The sequence below is a fragment of the Methylococcus mesophilus genome, assembly GCF_026247885.1.
Taxonomy (GTDB): domain Bacteria; phylum Pseudomonadota; class Gammaproteobacteria; order Methylococcales; family Methylococcaceae; genus Methylococcus; species Methylococcus mesophilus.
In genome coordinates this window covers 3,863,594-3,884,468 of the sequence record NZ_CP110921.1, presented here as the reverse complement: position 1 = coordinate 3,884,468, position 20,875 = coordinate 3,863,594, and the positions used below count along the sequence as shown (strand labels likewise).

The 20,875-nt window shown below is 62.5% G+C and carries 20 protein-coding genes and 1 tRNA gene; 9 read left to right on the top strand and 12 right to left on the bottom strand.

The annotated features are described in order from the left end of the window. Positions 1-22: 22 nt before the first annotated feature. The 5 genes from cydB to OOT43_RS18415 all read right to left on the bottom strand — a co-directional run bounded on the left by cydB (position 23) and on the right by OOT43_RS18415 (position 4,770). Entirely contained in the window at positions 23-1,159 is a 1,137-nt protein-coding gene (gene cydB / locus OOT43_RS18435; protein ID WP_266022136.1) for a cytochrome d ubiquinol oxidase subunit II, read from the bottom strand. Between the two features lie 19 nt (positions 1,160-1,178). Then, positions 1,179-2,756, bottom strand: a complete 1,578-nt coding sequence (locus OOT43_RS18430) for a cytochrome ubiquinol oxidase subunit I (protein WP_266022135.1) — start codon at positions 2,754-2,756, stop codon at positions 1,179-1,181. After that, positions 2,753-2,965, bottom strand: coding sequence for a cytochrome oxidase putative small subunit CydP (cydP, locus tag OOT43_RS18425; protein ID WP_266022134.1), 213 nt, complete (start codon positions 2,963-2,965; stop codon positions 2,753-2,755). The genes OOT43_RS18430 and cydP overlap by 4 nt, the downstream gene beginning before the upstream one ends. A gap of 184 nt (positions 2,966-3,149) precedes the next feature. Next, positions 3,150-4,055 (bottom strand): sulfite exporter TauE/SafE family protein, encoded by a 906-nt coding sequence (locus OOT43_RS18420; RefSeq protein WP_266022133.1) that lies wholly within the window; start codon positions 4,053-4,055, stop codon positions 3,150-3,152. Positions 4,056-4,062: 7 nt separating this feature from the next. Next, on the bottom strand, positions 4,063-4,770 hold the full coding sequence (locus OOT43_RS18415) for an MBL fold metallo-hydrolase (RefSeq protein WP_266022132.1): 708 nt from the start codon (positions 4,768-4,770) through the stop codon (positions 4,063-4,065). A gap of 173 nt (positions 4,771-4,943) precedes the next feature. On the opposite strand from OOT43_RS18415, the gene OOT43_RS18410 reads away from it, so the two are divergent. The 4 genes from OOT43_RS18410 (at position 4,944) to feoB (ending at position 10,037) form a co-directional block, all read left to right on the top strand. Beyond that, positions 4,944-6,266: a sigma-54 interaction domain-containing protein gene (locus OOT43_RS18410; protein ID WP_266022131.1), complete on the top strand. Its 1,323-nt coding sequence runs from the start codon at positions 4,944-4,946 to the stop codon at positions 6,264-6,266. Positions 6,267-6,645: 379 nt separating this feature from the next. After that, complete coding sequence (locus OOT43_RS18405) at positions 6,646-7,872, top strand: argininosuccinate synthase (protein WP_266022130.1); 1,227 nt, start codon at positions 6,646-6,648, stop codon at positions 7,870-7,872. Between the two features lie 132 nt (positions 7,873-8,004). Beyond that, positions 8,005-8,247 (top strand): FeoA family protein, encoded by a 243-nt coding sequence (locus OOT43_RS18400; RefSeq protein WP_266022129.1) that lies wholly within the window; start codon positions 8,005-8,007, stop codon positions 8,245-8,247. Continuing rightward, positions 8,247-10,037, top strand: coding sequence for a ferrous iron transport protein B (gene feoB / locus OOT43_RS18395; RefSeq protein WP_266022128.1), 1,791 nt, complete (start codon positions 8,247-8,249; stop codon positions 10,035-10,037). Before OOT43_RS18400 ends, feoB begins: the two co-directional genes overlap by 1 nt. Positions 10,038-10,094: 57 nt before the next feature. On the opposite strand, the gene OOT43_RS18390 is transcribed toward feoB, so the two are convergent. From OOT43_RS18390 to pyrF, 3 genes are all read right to left on the bottom strand, one after another. Beyond that, positions 10,095-11,036 carry a sigma-54 interaction domain-containing protein gene (locus OOT43_RS18390; protein ID WP_266022127.1) on the bottom strand — a complete coding sequence of 314 codons (942 nt, stop codon included), beginning with the start codon at positions 11,034-11,036 and terminating at the stop codon, positions 10,095-10,097. 17 nt (positions 11,037-11,053) lie between these two features. Continuing rightward, entirely contained in the window at positions 11,054-11,779 is a 726-nt protein-coding gene (locus tag OOT43_RS18385; protein ID WP_266022126.1) for a sulfite exporter TauE/SafE family protein, read from the bottom strand. Between the two features lie 63 nt (positions 11,780-11,842). Next, positions 11,843-12,571, bottom strand: a complete 729-nt coding sequence (gene pyrF / locus OOT43_RS18380) for an orotidine-5'-phosphate decarboxylase (protein WP_266022125.1) — start codon at positions 12,569-12,571, stop codon at positions 11,843-11,845. A gap of 151 nt (positions 12,572-12,722) precedes the next feature. On the opposite strand from pyrF, the gene OOT43_RS18375 reads away from it, so the two are divergent. The 4 genes from OOT43_RS18375 (at position 12,723) to OOT43_RS18360 (ending at position 16,493) form a co-directional block, all read left to right on the top strand. Next, the gene (locus tag OOT43_RS18375; RefSeq protein ID WP_266022124.1) at positions 12,723-13,664 is read left to right on the top strand and encodes an AEC family transporter; all 942 of its coding nucleotides are present in this window, start codon (positions 12,723-12,725) and stop codon (positions 13,662-13,664) included. Beyond that, on the top strand, positions 13,661-14,866 hold the full coding sequence (locus OOT43_RS18370) for a molybdopterin-binding protein (protein ID WP_266022123.1): 1,206 nt from the start codon (positions 13,661-13,663) through the stop codon (positions 14,864-14,866). The genes OOT43_RS18375 and OOT43_RS18370 overlap by 4 nt, the downstream gene beginning before the upstream one ends. A 58-nt stretch (positions 14,867-14,924) precedes the next feature. Then, positions 14,925-14,998: transfer RNA gene (locus OOT43_RS18365), tRNA-Gly, on the top strand. A gap of 202 nt (positions 14,999-15,200) precedes the next feature. Then, positions 15,201-16,493: an alkaline phosphatase PhoX gene (locus tag OOT43_RS18360; protein ID WP_266022122.1), complete on the top strand. Its 1,293-nt coding sequence runs from the start codon at positions 15,201-15,203 to the stop codon at positions 16,491-16,493. Between the two features lie 61 nt (positions 16,494-16,554). Here OOT43_RS18360 and cax read toward each other — a convergent pair whose 3' ends face one another. The 4 genes from cax to OOT43_RS18340 form a co-directional block, all read right to left on the bottom strand. After that, positions 16,555-17,640 carry a calcium/proton exchanger gene (cax, locus tag OOT43_RS18355; protein ID WP_266022121.1) on the bottom strand — a complete coding sequence of 362 codons (1,086 nt, stop codon included), beginning with the start codon at positions 17,638-17,640 and terminating at the stop codon, positions 16,555-16,557. A gap of 79 nt (positions 17,641-17,719) precedes the next feature. After that, complete coding sequence (locus OOT43_RS18350) at positions 17,720-18,190, bottom strand: HMA2 domain-containing protein (RefSeq protein ID WP_266022120.1); 471 nt, start codon at positions 18,188-18,190, stop codon at positions 17,720-17,722. Beyond that, on the bottom strand, positions 18,190-18,525 hold the full coding sequence (locus OOT43_RS18345) for a DUF5132 domain-containing protein (protein WP_266022119.1): 336 nt from the start codon (positions 18,523-18,525) through the stop codon (positions 18,190-18,192). Before OOT43_RS18345 ends, OOT43_RS18350 begins: the two co-directional genes overlap by 1 nt. 10 nt (positions 18,526-18,535) lie before the next feature. After that, entirely contained in the window at positions 18,536-19,492 is a 957-nt protein-coding gene (locus OOT43_RS18340) for an EcsC family protein (protein WP_266022118.1), read from the bottom strand. A 152-nt stretch (positions 19,493-19,644) separates the two neighbouring features. On the opposite strand from OOT43_RS18340, the gene OOT43_RS18335 reads away from it, so the two are divergent. Continuing rightward, entirely contained in the window at positions 19,645-20,838 is a 1,194-nt protein-coding gene (locus OOT43_RS18335) for a hypothetical protein (protein ID WP_266022117.1), read from the top strand. Positions 20,839-20,875: the final 37 nt, after the last annotated feature.

The window sequence follows — 20,875 nt, the reverse complement described above, 5'->3', positions numbered from 1 at the left end:
CCCCGATCGTTTCATCAAACCGTCAATAAAGCGTATGTTCGCCCTTGGCGATGTCCGCGGCCGTGACCTTGCCCCAGATCACCCGATAGGCCCATTGGGTATAGAGCAATACGATGGGCAGAAACACCAGGGTAATCGCCAGAGACCATTGCAGGTTCAGATGGCTCGCACTGGCGTCCCAGATCGTCAGGCTGCTGCGGGGATCGGTGGTCGAGATCAGCATGAAAGGGAACAGGCCGAATCCTACCGTCCAGAGCAGGCCGCCGATGCCCACCGCACTGGCGGCGAAAGCCGCAGCGGAACGGCCGGTGGCGGCAAACGCCGCCGCAGCGGGCACCCCCAGCACCGCCAGCGCGGGAGCGACGAACATGCGTGGATGCGCCTGGAAGTTCGCCAGCCAGCTGCCGGAAAAATCGACCGTTTTCGCCATCGGGTTGGACGGCGCACTGGGCCCGGCCATGGTCAGGATTTCCGGGCGCGGAATGCCGAGGATCACCCATGCGGCGGCGAGCACGATCAGCACGACCAGGACCACGCCGCCGATCGCGGCGACGCGCCGGGCACGCTGCTCGATCACACCTTCGGTCCGGCAACTCAGGTAAACCGCGCCGTGAAACACGCAAGCCAGCAGGCCGATCACGCCGCAGAGCAGGGGAAACGGCATCAGCAGACCGAAGAAGCTGCCGTCATAGAAGGTGCGGAGACTCCCGTCGAGGTGGAACGGCAAGCCGACCAGCAGGTTGCCGACCAGGACGCCCATGAGGACCGGCGGCACCGCACCGCCGATGAACAGCCCCCAGTCCCAGGCGTTGCGCCACTGGGGAGACTCCAGCTTGCTGCGGTAGTCGAAGCCGACCGGCCGGAAAAACAGGGTATAAAGCACCAGCAGCATAGCGATGTAGAGCCCCGAGAACAGCGTCGCATAAACCGCCGGCCACACCGCAAAAATGGCGCCGCCGAGCAGGATCAGCCAGACCTGATTGCCGTCCCAGGTCGGGCCGATGGTGTTGATCACCACCCGCCGTTCGACATCGTTACGGCCTACGAATGGCAGCAGGGCGCCGATGCCGAAATCGAATCCCACGGTGAGGACGAATCCCGTCGCCACCGCTCCGGTGATCACCCACCAGATCACCCGCATGGTTTCATAGTCGAACATGTGGACCTCCCGACGCTTGTCAAGCTGCTGAATTGGAGAGCGCCGCTGCCGGCCGCTCGAAGTGGTATCGTCCGGTGTGCAGGCTGCTCGGTCCGAGCTTCACGTATTTGAGCATGAGGTAAAGTTCAATCACCAGGAGCGCCGTATAGAAGAACGCGAAGCCGGCGATGCTGAACCAGAGTTCTCCGGCGCTGATCGACGAGGTGCTCAAATGCGTCGGAAGCACGCCGGAAATGGTCCAGGGCTGGCGGCCGTATTCGGCGACGAACCACCCGGTTTCCGCTGCGACCCAGGGCAGCGGAATGGACCAGACTGCCAGTTTCAGCAGCCAGCGCTTGCGATCCGCCACCCGTGTCGCGCAGTAATAGAAGGCCATCACGAAGACGAACAGCATGGTGAAGCCGCAGGCCACCATGATGCGGAACGTCCAGAACAGCGGAGCGACACGAGGTATGGTATCGGCCGCAGCCTTCTGCACCAGGTCTTCGCCCGCCCCGGCGACCCCTTCCGTGTACTTCGCAAGCAGCAGGGCGAAGCCCAGATCCGCCTTGTGTTGTTCAAAATCGGCCTTCACCGCCGGGCTGGCGTCGCCCCCTCTAATTCGCTCAAGCGCCCCGTAAGCGATCTGGCCGCTGCGGATATGGGCCAGACTGGATTCCCGCAGTTCCTTCAACCCCTTGACCTCTTCGTCGATGGATCGCGTCGCGATCAGGCCGAGCACGTACGGTATCCGTAGCGCATAGCGGGTTTCCTGCCGGTCCTGATCCGGAAATCCGACGACGGTGAACGCTGCCGGCGGCTTTTCGGTTTCCCAAGCCCCCTCGATGGCGGCCAGCTTGACCTTTTGCACCTCGCCGTCGGTATAACCGCTCTCATCGCCCAGCACGATGACCGAAAGGATCGAGGCCAAGCCGAACGCCGCTGCGATCGAGAAGGAACGGCGTGCGAAGCCTGTATCCCTCCCGTTCAGCAGATACCAAGAGGATATCCCGAGGACGAACATTGCTCCGGTGACATAACCGGCCGCGACCGTGTGCACGAACTTGACCTGGGCCACGGGATTGAAAAACACGTCGGCGAAGCTGGTCAGCTCCATGCGCAGGGTCTCATAGTTGAATTCCGTGCCCACCGGATGCTGCATCCAGGCATTGGCAATCAGAATCCACAACGCCGAAGTGTTGGTGCCCAGCGCCAGCAGCCAGGTGACGGACAAATGCTGCACCCGGCTCATGCGGTCCCAACCGAAGAAGAACAGGCCGACGAAAGTCGACTCCAGAAAGAACGACATCAGGCCTTCGCTGGCCAGAATGGGGCCGAAGATATCGCCGACGTAATGCGAGTAATAGGACCAGTTGGTACCGAACTGGAATTCCAGGGTGATGCCGGTCGTTACCCCCATGGCGAAGTTGATGCCGAACAACTTGCCCCAGAACCGGGTCATGTCCTTGTACACTTCCTTGCCGGTCATCACGTAGACCGATTCCATGATGGCCAACAGGAAAGCCAGCCCCAGGGTCAAGGGCACGAACAAGAAATGGTAGAGCGCGGTCAGGCCGAATTGCAGCCTGGAAAGGTTGACGATGTCTTCACCGATCATGGCTTGAGCGCCTCCTGGTTGGGAGAGGAAAGAGAACTGGAACCGAGCAGAATCGCCGGACGCGGAGGTTCCCGTGCATCCGGATGTGAGCGGAAGAACAGCGCCCACAGGCCCGACAGCACGATCATCTTGAACAGTAAGGCGAGGGTGATTTCCCGCGCCAGCGGAGAACGCCGGCCAGCTAAGGCCAGGCGCCGAAATGCGGTCACGCCGGCCTGCTGCGCTGCAGCCGAGACAGAACGAAACCCATCGTATGGCTTCATGAGATCCCTCGCATTCCGTCGGAATCAGGCCGCTGACCGTGGCCGGCAGGCGCGAATGCGGCAATCGTACACCCTTTCGGGATTTTCACCACACGGACCGCATGCTTTTTCGGCATAGCCCGACACCTCGCTAATGGACCGCACTGCCGGCACCGAAGTAGCGCGAATGGAGCCATCCGCGCAGCCTGGACAGCAGCATCGCCACCAGCACAGCCGCGGCGCCGCGGAAAAAGTCCGGGTGGGCTGACGCCAGGTCGCCGATCTCGTCCAGCCTGTCCGGCGTAAGCTCGCGATACAGCAGAAACACCGCGACCAGCGCAACGAATCCGCCGAACATCCGGCGCAAGATCTTTCCGCCCAGGCGCGCGGCCAGTAATCCGCCGACCAGGCTCCCGGCTACCGCCGTTCCCGCAATCGGGGCGGCAAGGTCGTAGCGAATTTGGACATGGCCGGCATAGCCCAGCAAGGCGGCCAGCGAATTCATAGCGACCACCAGGAGCGAGGTCGCGACGGCCGCGTGCATCGGCAAGCGGCCGAGCAGGTTCAGCGCCGGCACGACCATGAAGCCGCCGCCCGCACCGACCAGTCCCGTCAAGGCTCCCACCAGGGCGCCATCGAACAGCACGGCAAAGAGCGGCAGCCTCAAAGGGCACATCGTTGCCCTGCCTGAAGGACCATCGACGCCGCGGCGCCCTCGCAGCATGGCCACGGAGGTCCCCAGCATCACCAGTCCGAACAGGATCAACAGGATTCCGCCCGGCAGCACCGCTGCGGTCCGGCCGCCACCATAGGCGCCGGCCGCTCCCGCCAGACCGAACACCGCCCCCATCTTCCAGCAGACCCGGCCGCCCCGGACGTGGCCGATCAGCGCCGTCAGGCTGGTGAAACCGACCACGACCAGCGACGTCGTGATCGCCTCCTTGGGAGAAAATCCGGCGACGTAGACCAGCATCGGCACCATCAACACCGAACCGCCGCCGCCCAGCAGCCCCAGAAGGAGGCCGATTCCCAGAGCCAATACGAGCGCCAAGGTCATCGGTAGATCACCCCTGAGGCTCCGCCGCGGGCAGCCGGCCGCAAGCCTGGTTGGCGGGCAGTGCCCGCCCGATGTATTTCGGATAATCCAACTCCAGGCCGCTCATGATCGCTATGAATTCCTCCCGGCTCCTGCCGCCGCCCAGACGAGGGTTACGGGCCATCTCGCGGCCGACCGTGCTCACCGTGTTGCCGTGATAGTCGTGCCCCGGGTAGACCAAGGTGTCCGGAGGCAGGGAAAAAAGCCGGCGCTGGATGCTATCGTAGAGCTGCCCGGCGTCGCCCTGCTGGAAATCGGTGCGGCCGCAGCCGTCGATGAACAGGGCGTCGCCGGTGAAAACCCGGTCGCTCATGACATAGCTCACGCAACCGGCGGTATGGCCCGGCGTGTGGCGCACTTCGAACTCCAGAGCGCCAACCTGCAGCGGCACACCGTCGGTCACCATGAGGTCGGCGCATCCGGCCCCGGCATCTCTGTGCACCACGCTTTTGCTGTTCAGGCGCTCCCGCAGCAGCGAAGCTCCGGTGACGTGATCGGCGTGCACATGGGTTTCCAAAGTGTAGACCAGCCTGAGCCCCAGCCCGCGTAGCAGGTCTTCGTAGCGTGCGACCTCGGTGTCCACCGGATCGATCAGCACCGCACGCCGGGTGCGTTCGCAGCCCAGCAGATAGGTGTAGGTCGATGTATCGGTCTCGAACAGTTGTCTGAAAATCATCCGGCCCTCCTTCAAAAAGCCTTGTCTCATTCAATAGCGATGTCAAAGTCTGTGCCACAAGGCTAATTACATGATTTACAGCTACTCTAGGTAAATCCAGCGGCATCGCGCAGTTGGGAGTGTTTCATCTTATGATCCATTCATGAAACACCTGCTACGATCCGTGAAACCCCATGAAACCTCGAAGCGATAGCCTCCCGGGCACCCATTTCGACGCGCACTGCCTGCTCGATGCCCTGGCCGGACTCGAATGCGCCGGTGCCCTCTATCTCCTGGACGCGGAGGAACGCGTGAGCTACTGGAGCTCGGGCGCCGAGCGCCTGACGGGCCACACGGCCGGGTTCGCAACCGGCAAACCCGTCGCCCGGCTGTTGGCCGGCTATAGCCATCCTGCCGCCGACGATGGCCACGGCATGGGCGAGGACGAAATTCGGGTCGAGCGGGCGGATGGCTCGGCACTGCTGGTGCGGCGCAGGCACCACTCCTTGCGGGCACGGGACGGAACCCCCTTGGGCCGGCTGGAGGTGCTCGCCGCGATCGAAACCGTCGGCACCCCTTTGGCCGAAGCCGACGTCGAAATCCTGCATGGATTGATCACCCGCGAGCCGGCGATGAAGCAGGTGTTCCGCATCGTCCGCAACGTCGCGGAAACCGAGGCCACGGTATTGGTACGAGGCGAGTCTGGCGCAGGCAAGGAGCTGATCGCCCGCGCCGTGCATGCCGAGAGCCACCGCGCCAAGGGGCCGTTTCTCGCGGTCAACTGTGCCGCGCTGTCGCCTTCCCTCTTGGAAAGCGAGCTGTTCGGGCATGTCCGCGGTGCCTTCACCGGGGCAGTGCGGGACCATGCCGGGCTGTTCCAACGCGCCGACGGCGGTACCCTGTTCCTCGACGAAGTCGCCGAACTGCCGCTGGAACTGCAGGCCAAACTGCTGCGCGTGTTACAGGAGCGCAGCTTCGTCCCGGTCGGCAGCGACCGCACGCTCAGCGTGGATGTACGCATCGTGGCAGCGACCCACCGCTCGCTGCGCGAAGCCGTGCGTGAGGGCCGCTTCCGCGAGGATCTGATGTACCGACTGCGCGTGGTTCCCATCTTCCTGCCGCCCTTGCGCGAGCGCCGCCGCGACGTCGGCCTGCTGCTCTGGCATTTCATCGGGCGGCACAATGCCCGCGGCCTGCGCCGCATCGCCCGGATCGATCCGGACGCCATGCGGCGCCTGCTCGACCATCCCTGGCCGGGCAACGTGCGCGAATTGCAGAACGTGGTGGAATACGCCTTCGCCGTAGGGCGGGGAGAGGTGCTGGAACTCGACGATCTGCCGCCCGAGTTCCGCGAGGAGCATGCCGAGCCGCAAGCGCCTGCGGAACCGGTGCCGGACGAGGCCGAGCGGATCCGCGCCGCGCTGCGGCACTCGGGCGGACGCATCGACCAGGCCGCCCGGCTGCTGAACATTAGCCGGGCGACTCTGTGGCGCAAACGGAAAAAATTGGGCGTATGAAGGAAGGGGCCTCCCCTCCCCTGACAGCCGGCTTCCCTATTGGATGTTCCAGATACCCATCATCCCCACGTCAGGCAGCGAATTCTAGAAATGGACTTTCAGGATATCGCCTTTCTTCACCTTGATGGTGGGGCCGGGGAAGGAGCCGTCGTAAGTCGGACCAGCCGAAAACGCCGCCCCGGATATCCCATGAATCGGGGGTTTCCACCTGGCCGCAACCTTCCCGCCCGGCGGGACCGCGTGATTTCACTCAAGCCGGAAGGTGGATTGCCTCACCCCGAAACCGCGCCGGGAAACGCGGAACGTGCCGGACGATCCACGGCGCCGTTCGCGCTATAATTCCCGGCTTTCGTCCTGTAACCCTGCGGTTCGCCCCATCATGTCAAGCTCAAACGTCAAGAAAGTCGCACTGGCCTATTCCGGCGGCCTCGACACCTCCGTCATCCTGAAATGGCTGGAAGAAACCTACGGCTGCGAAGTCGTGACCTTCACCGCCGACCTCGGCCAGGGCGAGGAAGTCGAACCGGCGCGCGCCAAGGCTCAGGCCATGGGCGTCAAGGAAATCTACATCGACGATCTGCGCGAGGAGTTCGCCCGCGATTTCGTCTTTCCCATGTTCCGCGCCAACGCCATCTACGAGGGCGAATATCTGCTGGGCACCTCCATCGCTCGCCCCCTCATCGCCAAGCGCCTGATCGAGATCGCCAACGAAACCGGAGCGGACGCCATCGCTCACGGCGCCACCGGCAAGGGCAACGACCAGGTACGCTTCGAACTGGGCGCCTACGCCCTGCGGCCGGACATCCGCGTCATCGCCCCCTGGCGGGAATGGGATCTGACCTCGCGCGAAACCCTGCTGGCCTACGCCGAGAAGCACGGCATTCCGATCGAGATGAAGCGCGGCAAGGCCTCGCCCTATTCCATGGACGCCAACCTCCTGCACATCTCCTACGAAGGCGGCATCCTGGAAGACCCCTGGGCCGAGCCGGAGGAAGACATGTGGCGCTGGTCGGTCTCGCCCGAAAACGCCCCGGACCAGCCGACCTACATTGAATTGACCTACGAGCGGGGCGACATCGTCGCCATCGACGGCGAACGGATGACGCCCGCGGCGGTGTTGGCCAAGCTGAATCAATTGGGCGGCGCCAACGGCATCGGCCGGCTCGATATTGTCGAGAACCGCTACGTCGGCATGAAATCGCGCGGCTGCTACGAGACCCCCGGCGGCACCATCATGCTGAAGGCACACCGCGCCATCGAATCCCTCACCCTGGACCGCGAAGTCGCCCATCTCAAGGACGAGCTGATGCCGCGCTATGCCAGCCTGATCTACACCGGCTACTGGTGGAGCCCGGAGCGCCGGATGCTGCAGCAGATGATCGATGCCTCCCAGGCGCCGGTGAACGGCGAGGTGCGCCTGAAACTGTACAAAGGCAACGTCAGCGTGGCGGGCCGAAAATCCGATAGCAACAGCCTGTTCGACATGAACATCGCCACCTTCGAGGACGACCGCGGCGCCTACAACCAGAAGGACGCGGAAGGCTTCATCAAGCTCAACGCCCTGCGCCTGCGCATCGCCGGCCGCAAGGGCACCAGCTTCCTATAACTATAAGACGCTGTTCCCGGCGTGCTCAGCGCGCCGGGAAACACAGCATCGCGGCTGCGACGACATACCGCCCTCGCCAAATCCCATGGATATGATATATTCAAGAATAATTATCATTTGCGGGGTTTGCCTATGGATTCCAACCTGAACCTGAACAGCCTCAAAGAGGGCGAATCGGCGATCATCCGCGCCATCAGTGCGGAAGGAGCGCTCTACCATCGTCTGGTCGGCCTCGGTTTCCGGGTCGGCAAGGCCATCGCCGTCGTCCGCTACGGCCGCTTCAAAGGCCCCTTGCAGGTCCGCATCGGCAATACGGACATCATCATGCGTCGCAGCGACGCCGAAAGAATCCGAGTCATCGCCAAGACAGCCTGATGAAGAGAATCGCCCTGGTCGGCATGCCGAATACCGGCAAATCCACTTTTTTCAATCGCTTGACCGGGGCATCTGCCCGGGTCGGCAACTGGCCCGGCATCACAGTCGACCTGCTGAGCGCCAAGATCATCCTCGGCAGCACGGTCGCGCAAGTGGTGGACCTGCCGGGCATCTACAGCTTCCACGGCTTTTCCGAAGACGAGAAGGTGGTCCGGGACTTTCTCGAAAACAACCCGGTCGACCTGGTCGCCATCGTGCTCAACGCCACCCAGATCGACCGCCAGCTCCCGTTTGCGCTCCAGGTCGTCCGGCTCGGGCTGCCTACGGTCCTGCTGCTCAACATGGCGGATGAAGCGCGTCACCTCGGGATCAACATCGATGCCCGCAGGATGGCCGAAATCCTCCGCATGCCGGTTATCCTTCTCAGTGCCAAGTACGGCAGCGGCTTCCAGAACGTCACCCAGACCCTGACGCGGTCGCTCAATGCCAGTCCCGCCCATGCACCGGCGGAAGTCGAGCAGACCTTCTCCGAGGAGCATCAGATCGAGGCGACCGCCGCGGACGTGCTGAGCGCCGCGGTTCGCGTCCCCAAACAGTTGCCGGAAAACACCACGGCCCGCATCGATCGCGTCTTGCTTCATCCCTGGCTGGGTCTCCCGCTGTTCTTCCTGTTCATGTTCCTGCTGTTCCAGCTCATCTTCACCCTAGGCAAGCCGATGCAGGACGGCGTCGCCTGGGCATTGACCGAACTGCGGACCCTCGCGCTGGAACCGCTGATGTCCGACGTACCGGCCTTCGCCAGTGGACTTCTGCTCGACGGCATCTACAGCGGCGTCGGCACCGTGGCGGCGTTCGTGCCGATCATCATCCTGTTTTTCCTGGTCATGACCCTGGTCGAAGACAGCGGCTATCTGTCGCGCGTCGCCTTCCTGATGGACGCCTTGATGGCCCGGCTGGGGTTGGATGGACGCAGTTTCGTCATGCTGCTCATGGGGTTCGGCTGCAACGTGCCGGCGCTGATGGGCACCCGGGTGATGCGCTCGCGCGACCTGCGCCTGCTCACCATGCTGGTGATCCCGTTTTCGCTGTGTTCCGCGCGGCTGCAGGTATTCCTGTTCATCACGGCGGCGCTGTTCACCGTCGAAACGGCACCCGCGGTATTGTTCAGCCTATATCTCCTCAGCTTTGCGACTGCTCTGCTGACGGCGGTCGCGTTCAAGAGCCGCTTCGTGAGCAATGAGCCCTTCGTCATCGAGCTGCCGCCCTACCGCTTGCCGACCTGGCGCCAGATCGTTCTGCGCGGCTGGCATGAGGTCCGGCACTTCTTGAAGCGCGCGTCCAAGTTCATCACGGCCGGCGTGGTCGCGGTCTGGCTGCTTACCCATATTCCCACCGACGTCCCGGCCGGCGGCGTGGACACCCTGGCGGGCCATATCGCCGCCTGGCTGGCGCCGGTGCTGTCCCCCATCGGCATCGACGCCCAGCTGAGCCTCGCTCTGATCTTCGGCTTCGTCGCCAAGGAAATCGTGGTCGGCTCGCTCGCTGCGATCTATGGGCTGGAAGGAGACGCCCTGATGGGCTTGATGGCGCAGAAACTCGACTGGGTGCAGGCCTACAGCTTCATGCTGTTCACTCTTATTTACCTGCCTTGTCTTTCGACCGTGGCGACGCTGCGCTCCGAGTCGAAAAGCCGGGCGTTCATGGTCGGCTCCGTCCTCTGGTCGCTGCTGCTGGCCTGGCTCGCGAGCTTCGCGTTCTATCAGGGCGCGCGCCTGTTCGGGTTCGGATGAACGCCAAGACGAAAAAAGCCCGCTCGAAGCGGGCTTTTTTCGTCATGAAGCCGACCGTCAATTGATGCCGTACTTCTGCATCCGGTAGAGCAGCGTATCGCGCGAAATGCCGAGCAGGCGGGCAGAACGGCTGCGATTGCCGTTGGTCCGGTTCAATGCCTGGCGGATCAGGTCCATTTCCACCTGTTCCAGCTCGATGCCCATGTCGGGCAAGGCGAACAAACCCTTGGTCGTGGACGCCCGGTAGGTGATTTCGAGAGGCAGATTGCTTTCTTCGATCACCCGCCCCGCCAGCAGAATCGACAGCCGCTCGCAGACGTTGCGCAGCTCTCGGACGTTGCCCGGCCAGCCGTAATTGCACAGGCGGTTCAGCGCCGCCTTGCTGAACGTCGCCGGCGCCAAGCCGTGCTCACGGGCGAACCGGTCCATGTAGTGCTGGAGCAGCAGGACGATGTCGCCCATCCGGTCCCGCAACGGCGGGATTTCCAGGGGAACCACGTTCAGCCGGTAATAGAGATCCTTGCGGAACTCGCCGCGCTCGATCCTGGCGTGAAGATTGGCGTTGGTAGCAGCGACGATGCGCACATCGACGTTGTACGTCTGGGTTTCGCCCACCGGCTGGATCTCGCCTGTTTCCAGGAAGCGCAGCAGCTTCGCCTGCAGCGGCAGGGACAGCGAATCCACTTCATCCAGGAACAGCGTACCGCCATCGGCGGCAGGCAGACGGCCGGTCTGGTTGCTGACCGCGCCGGTAAAGGAACCGCGGCGGTGGCCGAACAGTTCGGACTCCGCGATCGCCTCGGGAAGAGCAGCACAATTCAGCGTAACGAACGGCTTGTCCGCTCGGGGACTGTGCATTTGCAGGGCGTTGGCCAGAACCTCCTTTCCGGTTCCGGTCTCGCCGACGATGAGGACGGTGACATCGGTCGCCGCGACCAGTTTCGCGCTTCTCGTGAGCGCTTCGAAGCTCGGTGATTGTCCAATCAGCGTATCAAACATAACCTCACCCAACTTTCTTAATATTCGAGATGGTGCATTACCAGCGGATTGAGGCCCGGGAACGCGGCCAGCACTGCCAGTACGATGAGCGTGATCCCCGCGATCTGACGGAACTTCTGCATCCGGGATAACCGCACCAGCAGGCTGGTCATTATACCGACGCCGACCACTGCCGGCAAAGTCCCGATGCCGAACGACAACATGGTGAACGTGCTCCGCACCACATCCCCCGTTGTAGCCGCCAGAGCCAAAGCGGTGTAGACCAGGCCGCACGGCAGCCAGCCCCAGACCATGCCGAAGAAGAAAGCCTGCGGCAAGGTTTCCACCGGGATCAGGCGACGCCCATACGGTTCGAGCCGCTTCCAGAACAGAGCGCCACCCTTTTCGATATAAGCGAAACGCGGAAACCAGCCACCGATATGCAGTCCGGCCCCAAGCATCACCAGTGCTGAGAGAATCTGCAACACCCGGTGCCCGTGCCCTTCACCCAAGGGGATGGACAGGACATGCTCCAAGAGGCCGGCGATCAAACCGCCGATCGCGTAACTGGTAATCCGCCCCATGTTGTAGCTCAACACGAAGGGCATCAACAGGCCTTTGTTGTCACGGATTTCCCGTCGCAGGCTCAGCGTGAGCGATCCTATGATCGAACCGCACATGCTCAGGCAGTGCAGCGCGCTGAACAGCCCCATCAGCAGGGCGACAAGATAGGACGTGCTAAAAGCTTGTTCGATATGGTGCATGGGAGAGAAACGATACCAGAAATGCCGGAACGCCGACAGGCGGGAACATCCCGGCCACGGGGCTCAGCCGACCGCGAACACTTCGCGGATCTGCGCCTGCGCCCGCAGCGCAGCCTCGCGGGGATCGGCCGCATCACGGATCGGCCGCCCCACCACGATGTAGTCGGCACCGTTGCGGAATGCCTGATCGACCGTCACGACCCGCTTCTGGTCATCCTCCGGCCGATTCTCGACCGGCCGGATGCCGGGCGACACGACCATCAGCTTGTGGTCGATCTCGCCACGCAACAGCGGAACCTCGAGGCCGGACGAAACCACGCCGTCGCAACCCAGCGCCAGGGCGCGCCGGGCGCGGGACAGGACCAGGGCCTGAACGTCGCACTGGAACCCGAGGTCGCGCAGATCGCCCTGATCCAGGCTGGTCAGGACCGTGACCGCCAAAATGCCGAGTTCCCCCTTGTTGCGGGCCGCCGCTTCCATGATTGCGTCATTGCCGTGCACGGTCGCGAAATCGACCCCGCGCCGGCTCAGCGCCTTCACCGCACGCCCGACGGTTTCCGGCACATCGAAGAACTTGAGGTCGACGAACACCTTCTTGTCCCGGGCCTTGAGCCAGTCGACCAGACCGAAACAATCGCCGGACATGAACAGCTCCAGCCCGACCTTGTAGAAGCTCACGGCGTCACCGAGGCTTTCCACCAATGCCTTGGCTTCGGAAATATCCGGAAGGTCCAGCGCCATGATCAGGCGATCGGCCACGGGAATCGGCTTGTTCGAAACGAAATTCGGCATGTCTGCTTCAGTCGGGAAGTCAAGAAAAACGGCGCCTGTGCGCCGTCGTTGGAAATTATGGAGCCAACCGCCGGCTTTGCATAGGACTTCGCGCGCCCCATGATGGCGATTGCCGATAAAATGGGGTACCTCGGTTCCCGAACGGCATCTCATGGCGGACGTACTGGCGCAAATGAGCGCCCTGATTCTCTGTGGCGTAGTCCTGCGCCGGCTTCGGCCCTGCGGCATCGACCCCGATGGGGTGCGTCGGACCGTTACCGCCCTGGTGTTCAATGCACTGCTTCCCGCGCTCGTATTGTCAGCGCTCTGGGGAGGCGGCGCGCATCCCCAGGGTTGGAAGATATCCCTGTTCGGGGCGGCGACCGTCCTGTTCGGCGTGGCCGCGGCGCTTTGCCTCGACCGGATATTGCGCTTGAAGCGGCGTCAACTCGGCGCGGCCATGCTCGGCATCGCCTTCTCCAACGTCACCTTTCTGGGACTGCCGGTGCTGGAACGGCTCTACGGTCCGGAGTTCGCACGCCCCATCGTCATCCAGATCGACCTGTTTTCGACGGCCCCGCTGGTCTTCACATTGGGCGCGTACATCGCCTCCCGCTACGGAGAAGCGCCGGGGAAACTTTGCTCATCGCTTCAGGCATTGGTGCTCAACCCTCCGCTTTGGGCGGCATTCGCCGCACTGATGCTCGGCGAATACGGCATTCCGCGGCCGGCGGCGCTCGAACCTCCCCTCGAAACCGCCGCCTCGTCTGTCGCACCGCTCATGCTGCTGGCCCTGGGCCTCGGCCTGCGGTGGAACGCCTGGCGCAAAGAGAACACACGGCTGGTAGCCCTGGCATCAGGATTGAAACTGATCGCTCTACCCCTGTTCGGCCTGAGCCTGACCCATGGTCTCGAAATCTCCGGTGACACGCGCGCCGCGCTGGTGCTCGAAGCGGGCATGCCCAGCATGCTGCTGGGGATCGTCTACTGCGACCGCTACCGCCTGGATACGGGGCTGTACGCGATGCTCGCCGCAACGACCACTGTGCTCGCCCTCGCCTCTCTGCCGCTTTGGCACCTGATGCTCGAAACCCTCGGCGGGGACCGGGCATGACTTCGCCCAGGGCCGAAATCCTTTCCCAGGGCGACGAGTTGCTGACGGGCCAGATTGCCGACACCAACGGCGCCTGGCTGTCGGAGCGGCTGACGGAGCTCGGTTTTTCGGTCACACGCCATACCGCTGTGGGCGATGACCTCGACGCCCTGGCCGCGGCTCTCCAGGAAATCGCGGCACGCGCGGCGCTTTGCATCGGCACGGGCGGCCTGGGCCCGACTGTCGACGACTTGACGGCCGGGGCGGCGGCCCGCGCCTTTGGCCTTCCCCTGAAGGAAGACCCGGAAGCCCTCCGGCAGATCCAGGCCTGGTTCGCCGGTCGAACTTACCCGATGCCCGAAGCGAACCGCAAGCAGGCGCTGCTGCCGGACGGATCACGGCGACTGGACAACCTCCGAGGCACCGCGCCCGGCTTCGCGCTGGATCATCGCGGCTGCCGGTTTTTCTTTCTGCCCGGCGTTCCCCATGAAATGGAGTTTATGTTCGAGCGCGCCGTCAGAGCGGATATCCAGTCGAGCTTCCCCACCCGCCCCGCGCAACTCGTGACGCTGCGAGTGCTCGGTGTCGGGGAATCCACCCTCCAGCAGCGGCTCGATCCCTTCGCATTGCCGCCTGGGATCAAGCTGGGCTTTCGCACCGTTCCGCCGGAAAACCACGTCAAGCTGCTGTTTCCGGCGGATTTCCCGGTCCCGGAACGCGATCTCCTGATCGACGAAATACGGCGCGCCATCGGGACTGCAGTCTTCAGCATCGACACGCCGGAGCGGCTGGGCGGCACGTTGATCGAATGCGTCGACCGGCTGATGCGCCAAACTGACGCCAGCTTGGCGACCCTGGAAACCGTAAGCCGCGGCCATCTGGCACAACTCTGCGGTGCCTTCGCCTGGTGGACTTACGGGCTGGTCGTCCCCGACGGCCGGCCCGTCGTCCAGCACCTCGAACTGTCCCCCGGCAACGGCCTGTCCGACGGTCCGCCGGATGTGGCAGCGATCGCCACACACCTGCGCAGGCGGCACGGCACGACCCACGCGCTAGCCTGCATGGAATCGCCCCGAAATCCGTCCGAACTGGTCATCGCGGTCGCCTCCGCGGTAGGAACGGCGAGGGTGCGGCACCGCCTCGACGGAAACCCCGGATACCGGCGAGCACTGAGCGCAGCGCTGGCCCTGGACGTTCTGCGCCGCACGCTGCCGGCTCCCTGAACGGTGCAAGAAGATTGCCAGGGACGCCCTACAATGCTACTGTTGGCCTCCGCAAAGGGCGGGTGTAGTTCAATGGTAGAACTTCTGCTTCCCAAGCAGATAGCGTGGGTTCGATTCCCATCACCCGCTCCACATCGACTCACAGCGAGCGGTCGGTTCGGCGTCGCATCCTCTTCGTTTCCGGGCCGCACGCCAACTGCCCACACAACAGCGGAACGTTTCCCGGAATACCCAATCTAATCCCTTCGTATCAGCCAACCCTTTTCACCGTAGCGCGTTTTTCATTTTGGGAACAATGGAAGGCTGCCAAGAAAGACAACAGCGGAGATATTTGATGCGAAACATCCTTACCACCGTCGCGGCTTCCGCAATATGCGGCTACGTCGGCGCAGCCAAAGCCGAAGCAATGGACTTTGACCCGATTCCCGCGTCGGCTTACGCCGAATCCACGACCGACAAGACGGTCCTCGACGCCGTACCCTGGCTCATTCCGGAAGGCTATTCCCAGCGCGTCGTCTCGGATGAAACCGATCTGAACATCTACCAGCTCAACGACCGGCCGGCCTTTATCGTCACGAACGAAACCGGCCCGCAGGCAGGCCGCTACCTCTACCGCACCCATGAAACCTATCCGGGTAAGGACGCCCATCTGGACGGGACCGCCGGTGGAGCGCTTTCGGTAGTTGACCTGGAAACCGGCGCTACCCGGCTGCTGGCGACCCGCGCCGACTGGGAGGTACTGGACGGCTTGACCTGGACGCCCTGGGGGTCCTTGCTGTTCGCCGAGGAAACCGACGAGCCGCAATATCCCGATCCGGATTATCCCGATGCCAGACGGGGCCTCGTTTACGAGTTGAAGCTGAACAAGGACGACCCCACGGTGGCCCAGTCGGTAACGGCCCTGCCATCACTGGGGGCGGTCCGGCACGAAGCGGTCGAGTTCGACCGCAAAGGCAACGTCTACCTGTCCAGCTCGAACCGCGACAGTTTCATTTACAAATTCGTACCGAAAAAGCGCGGCAACCTGAGCAAAGGCAAACTGTACGCGCTCCGCGTCAAGACCGGGGGCCAGACCGGCAGCGCAAAATGGGTCCCGCTCAATATGAAACAGGCCCGGATCGATGCGCACGAAGCGGCTCGCGCCGCCAATGCGACGCCCTATTGCAATCCGGAGGACATCGAACTGATCGGCCAAAAATTGTACGTGGCGGTGAAGTGCGAACCCCGGATCGACGGCGTCGACGGTTCCGGCGTAATCCTGTCCATCACGCTGGGCAACAAGCCCAAGGCCAGCTATTTCGTCGAGGTCGGTAAGAACGTTCCTGCCCAAAATGCGGCGACCGGAATCACCGGTTTCTTCCGCCCGGAAACTCTCGCTGAGGGACCCGACGGGAAACTTTGGATCACGGAGGACACTCAGCCGAGCGACATCTGGGTGGCTGATACCCATACGGAAGCCGACGGCCTGAGCAGCGGCGTGAAGCTTTTCGCCTCGCTGAAGGATGCCGAGGCGACGGGTACGGGCATCTATTTCGGCGCCGATGCCGGCACCTTGTACGTCAACGTCCACGATTCGGCCACGGGCAACGACAAGACCATGGCGATCACCGGACAGCATAGCCATTGACGGGGAATCTCCTCATCGCACAAAAGAAGCGGTCTCCGGACCGCTTTTTTTGTCCGCTGCGTCAAGGGCTGGAGAAAGACGTCCCTGGAGTATCGGGGAGGAAATAGCAAAATAGCGCGATGAGGAGGTACACACTCAACAGCTGCACCCCTTTGAACCAGTTCGACCGGCCGTCTCCAACCAGCATCGACAGCAACAGAACCGGGAGCATGATGATCATGATGCCGGCATTACCCACCATCAGGTTCAACGGCCGGGGCGCCATGAAATAACTGGCCAACACAAGCACCGGGGCGACGAATAGCGCAATCTGCACGCTGCTGCCGACAGCGATGCCCATGGTGAGATCCAGCTTGTTCCTGCGGGCCACAGTCACCGCCGCCACACTTTCCGGAGCGCCGCCGATCAAGGCAAGAATGATCACGCCGATGAATGCCTTCGACATACCGAGGCTGGCCGCGGTTTCCTCGATCGAACCGACCAGTATCTCGCTCATCATCGCGAGTATTGCCGAAGAGATCGCCAGATGCGCCACGGCTAACTTGGCGTCCGTGCGGCCCGGCTCGACATCTGCATCCGAAGCGGCTTCTTCCGACACGAAATAATCGGGGTGAGTCTTCAGCATGAAAACCAGGCTCATCGCATAGGTCGCCAAAAGCACCAACGCGACGCAGACATTGAGGCCGTCTTCGCGATCGATCATTTCCGGCGGTATGAAATTGTCGAATACGCTCGGCACCACGATGCTGATGGCAGCGACCATCAATACCGCCCGCTGAATCCGCGCGCCATGCCGATTGAACTTCTGGACATGGAAACGCAATCCTCCCAGCAGGAAGGCCAGCCCGAGCACGAACAAGAGATTGCTGAGAATGACTCCGACGATCGATGCCTTGACGACTTCGATCAGCCCCGCACGCAGGGCCATGAGCGAGATGATCAACTCTGGAGCGTTGCCGAAAGTGGCATTGAGCAAACCGCCAACCGTCGGGCCCGTCCGATGGGATACCCGTTCCGTGGCGTCCACCATCGCCGCGGCCAGCGGGATGATGGCCAGAGCGGCCGCCGCGAACCGAAAACCCGCCGGAACCGAGGCCAAATGCTCGAAAATGACAGCCAGCGGGATGAAGACCAGAAGAAACTTCATGAATTGAACGACATATCCCTATCTCGCAGAATATTGCCGACGCCTGTGTCGGCAACGGGCCGGCTCCGGCCGCGCAGGATCAGCGGCCCTTCTCCTTTAAAAAACCGTAGGCATTAAGCAACAGGGTCGACACCGGACCCAGCATGTGGCCTTGCCGGGCCTGATGAACCGCAAACCCGACGAACGTCAGAAACATCGCGGATTGGAAATCGATCGCGCCACCGGTCGCCCGACGAAACCGCCGATTGATGACCTTAAAGCCAGCCGCCGTAGTTTCCGCGATGGAAGGAGGTGACTCCGACGCCGCCAACGCCGTGACGGCAAACACGTTGCGTTCGGCAGCGTAACGGGCTATCGGCTGCCACGCATTTCCCAGATTATGGACCACCAGCAGACCGCCGGTAGGGGAACGAACGTCAACCGATACCACATCGGGATGCGTGGCCAAGCTTTTCGCCAACTCCCTTAACGCCGCTTCATCGCCGCGCTTTTCGGCAACGCGCAGCCTCAGCCTGCCAGGAAGGCAGTGAACAATCTCGGCCCTCAACATCAGTCGGCAGCCTCATCTCCTTTCGCCTCCGCCGCGGCTTCGCCGGCCACAGCGCCAGCAGTGGCGCCGGCCGCGAGCTCCGCCTTGACTTCCGCGACGATGTCTTCGAGATTCTCAGCGGCTTCGGCCAGGATTTCCCGACCCTTTTCCGAGAAAAGAATGGCGGCTTTGACGGTCGACCGCGCCATGGGCCTTGCCGCCCGCGCCGCGGCGGGGAGCGCCAGACCGGCCAAGGCCACAACGCCTGCACCGATCGCAACGCCTTTGACAATGTCGTTGTTCAGAACCTCGTTGACCGGCGGCAATTGGTTGAAAAACTCTTTGATCGGGGGCATGGCAAATTCCTCAGGCAGCCAACGCAGTGTACCGGACGGAAGCTTTTCCGGGCCGGCGTTTTAACTTCTTGTATTCCGCTTCGATAAGCGATCTGGAGTATTTTCGCTCTAATCGACGAATAGTAAAGTGGCTGCGCGCGGTCTCCTGAAAGTGTTGAATGAACACGTTGTTGATAAATGCGCCACCCAGGGCGCCGACAACGGGAATAAGTTTCGCGGCAGCCCGCTCAGAAAGCACTAGGCCAAAACGTTCGGAAATACGGCCGATCAGATTGACCAGCGCCGGCGCGCTCCTGCGATCCAGGCCACGCCGCGAGATATGCCGGGCGGCGCTGGAAACCGGCGCCTCCAAGGCGAGGCGCAGGCCGTAATAGCCGGTATCGGCCGCGTCGTCCTCGCTGGAACGCCCTCCCATCGCAAAAACTTCGAGGCAGGCGAGTTGGCCCTCGAGCGACTCCATGTCCTCTCCTTCCTGCTTGGCGATGTCGGCGATGGAGCGAAGCATGATGACCGTCGTCAACGGCATTTCCAGCAGCAGCGCCGGTCCGCCGAAAAAGCCGCCAACGGCACCGGACACCGCGCCCATCATCCGGTAACGGCGGTCGGTCAGCGGCCGGACCGAGTCGTTCAGGCTGTTGATCGCCACGTCGAGAGCCTTGGCGACGGCGGCTTCGACCCCGCGGTGCAGCGCCGTATACCACGAACGAGGCAACAACTTCACCGCCATTTCGATGGGAGTCCCGACGATGCTGGACAGTCTCGCCGCGAAGCTGGGGTATTCAAGGTGATCGAACGCGCGACGCAAGGCGCGGCGGTCCTCCGAGGCCAGCGCGAAAGGAATCACGCGCTTTGATTTACCTGAACGCATATTGGCTATTTTGAAGATGGGAAACGCGGACCTATGGCATATCCGCATGAATACGTTTACGAACATTCCTAAGTTATCAGGTTGCTGTGACGATTTCATGACGTCGCCACAAGGTTTCCCGATACCCTCGCTGCACTGGCGGAACCGCACAATTCGTCATATGGCTTAGGCTATACTTTTCGCCCGCTTTCTTCCTGGCAAGGTCAATCGTCCCCCATGCGATGAACTTGCAAAAACGCCCATCAACTGAAATGAAACCCTGTGCATCCTCCCTACCGTGCGCCGGTATCCTGGGACTGGCAGCCGTCAGTCTTCCCGGATGCCTGGCACCGCTGGCGCTCGACCATGCCGTCCTGGCCTATAACGAAGCCGCGACCGACATCGTCGACAAGCAGATTCTACTGAACATCGCCCGTGCCGCCCGCCACCAGCCCATTCATTTCACCGCCCTGTCCAGTATCGCAGCGACTTATAACTTCACTTTCAATGCAGGCGCCACGCCGGCCCTGACGGGCAACTCGGGGGGACTGATGATGCCGGTGTTCGGCGGTTCGGTCGCCGAAAATCCGACGGTAAGCATCGTACCGGTCGAGGGCGAAGCCTTTACCAAGCGCATGCTGGCACCGCTGCAGGAAAACAAGCTGACCCTGCTGTTACGCCAGGGCATGGATGTCGACATGGCACTACGCCTCATGGCCCAGGAGTTCAGGACGTTCCGCGACGGCGAAGAAATCGCCCACGCTAATAAGCCCTCGGACCGGGCCGGCTACGCATTCTTCCGGCGCCTGGTGCTGCACTTGTCCTCCATCCAGGACCGTAACCGGCTGTACGTGGAACCGCTTTTTTTCAATCAGTCCTGGACACTCCCGGCTCCCGCCATGACTCCGGAAGGATTCGCGACGCTGGAGAAAGACTATGGAATTCAGTTCGACCCAAAGACGAACAGTTACACCTTGTCGAGAAAGGTATCCGGACGCCTGGTGATCACCAATTACGATCCGGACAACCTGCCCGAGGCGGAGCGCATCCGTTTGAACCGGGAAGCCGAAACCGGCCCGCCGAATGAAATCGCCGTGGATATCCGCAAAGACTACCCGGGCGGCGAGTTCCCGATCCACGGCACATTCCGCTTGCGCAGCTTTCACAGCATTCTCGGCTTCATCGGCAGTTCCATTGCGGAAGAACCGGAGTATGACGTCGCCCCAGACCCCAGGACACCACCGGTGAAGGAGAACCCGGTGTCAACCGTCGACATCGTGGAGACGGATTCGCGCCCGTCGGCCGCGGGGCTTGCCGTGGAATTCGACGACCGCTACTACTCGTTGCGCCCTGAGCCCGGCCATCAGTGGAATCTGGAAGCCTTCCGCCTCCTGTATCAGCTCTACCAGATGACGGTGACCGATTTGCCGACCTTCGGGACGCCCAGTATCACCATTGCAAAATGAAAAACGCCGGGTTGCCCCGGCGTTCTTACACAGATCG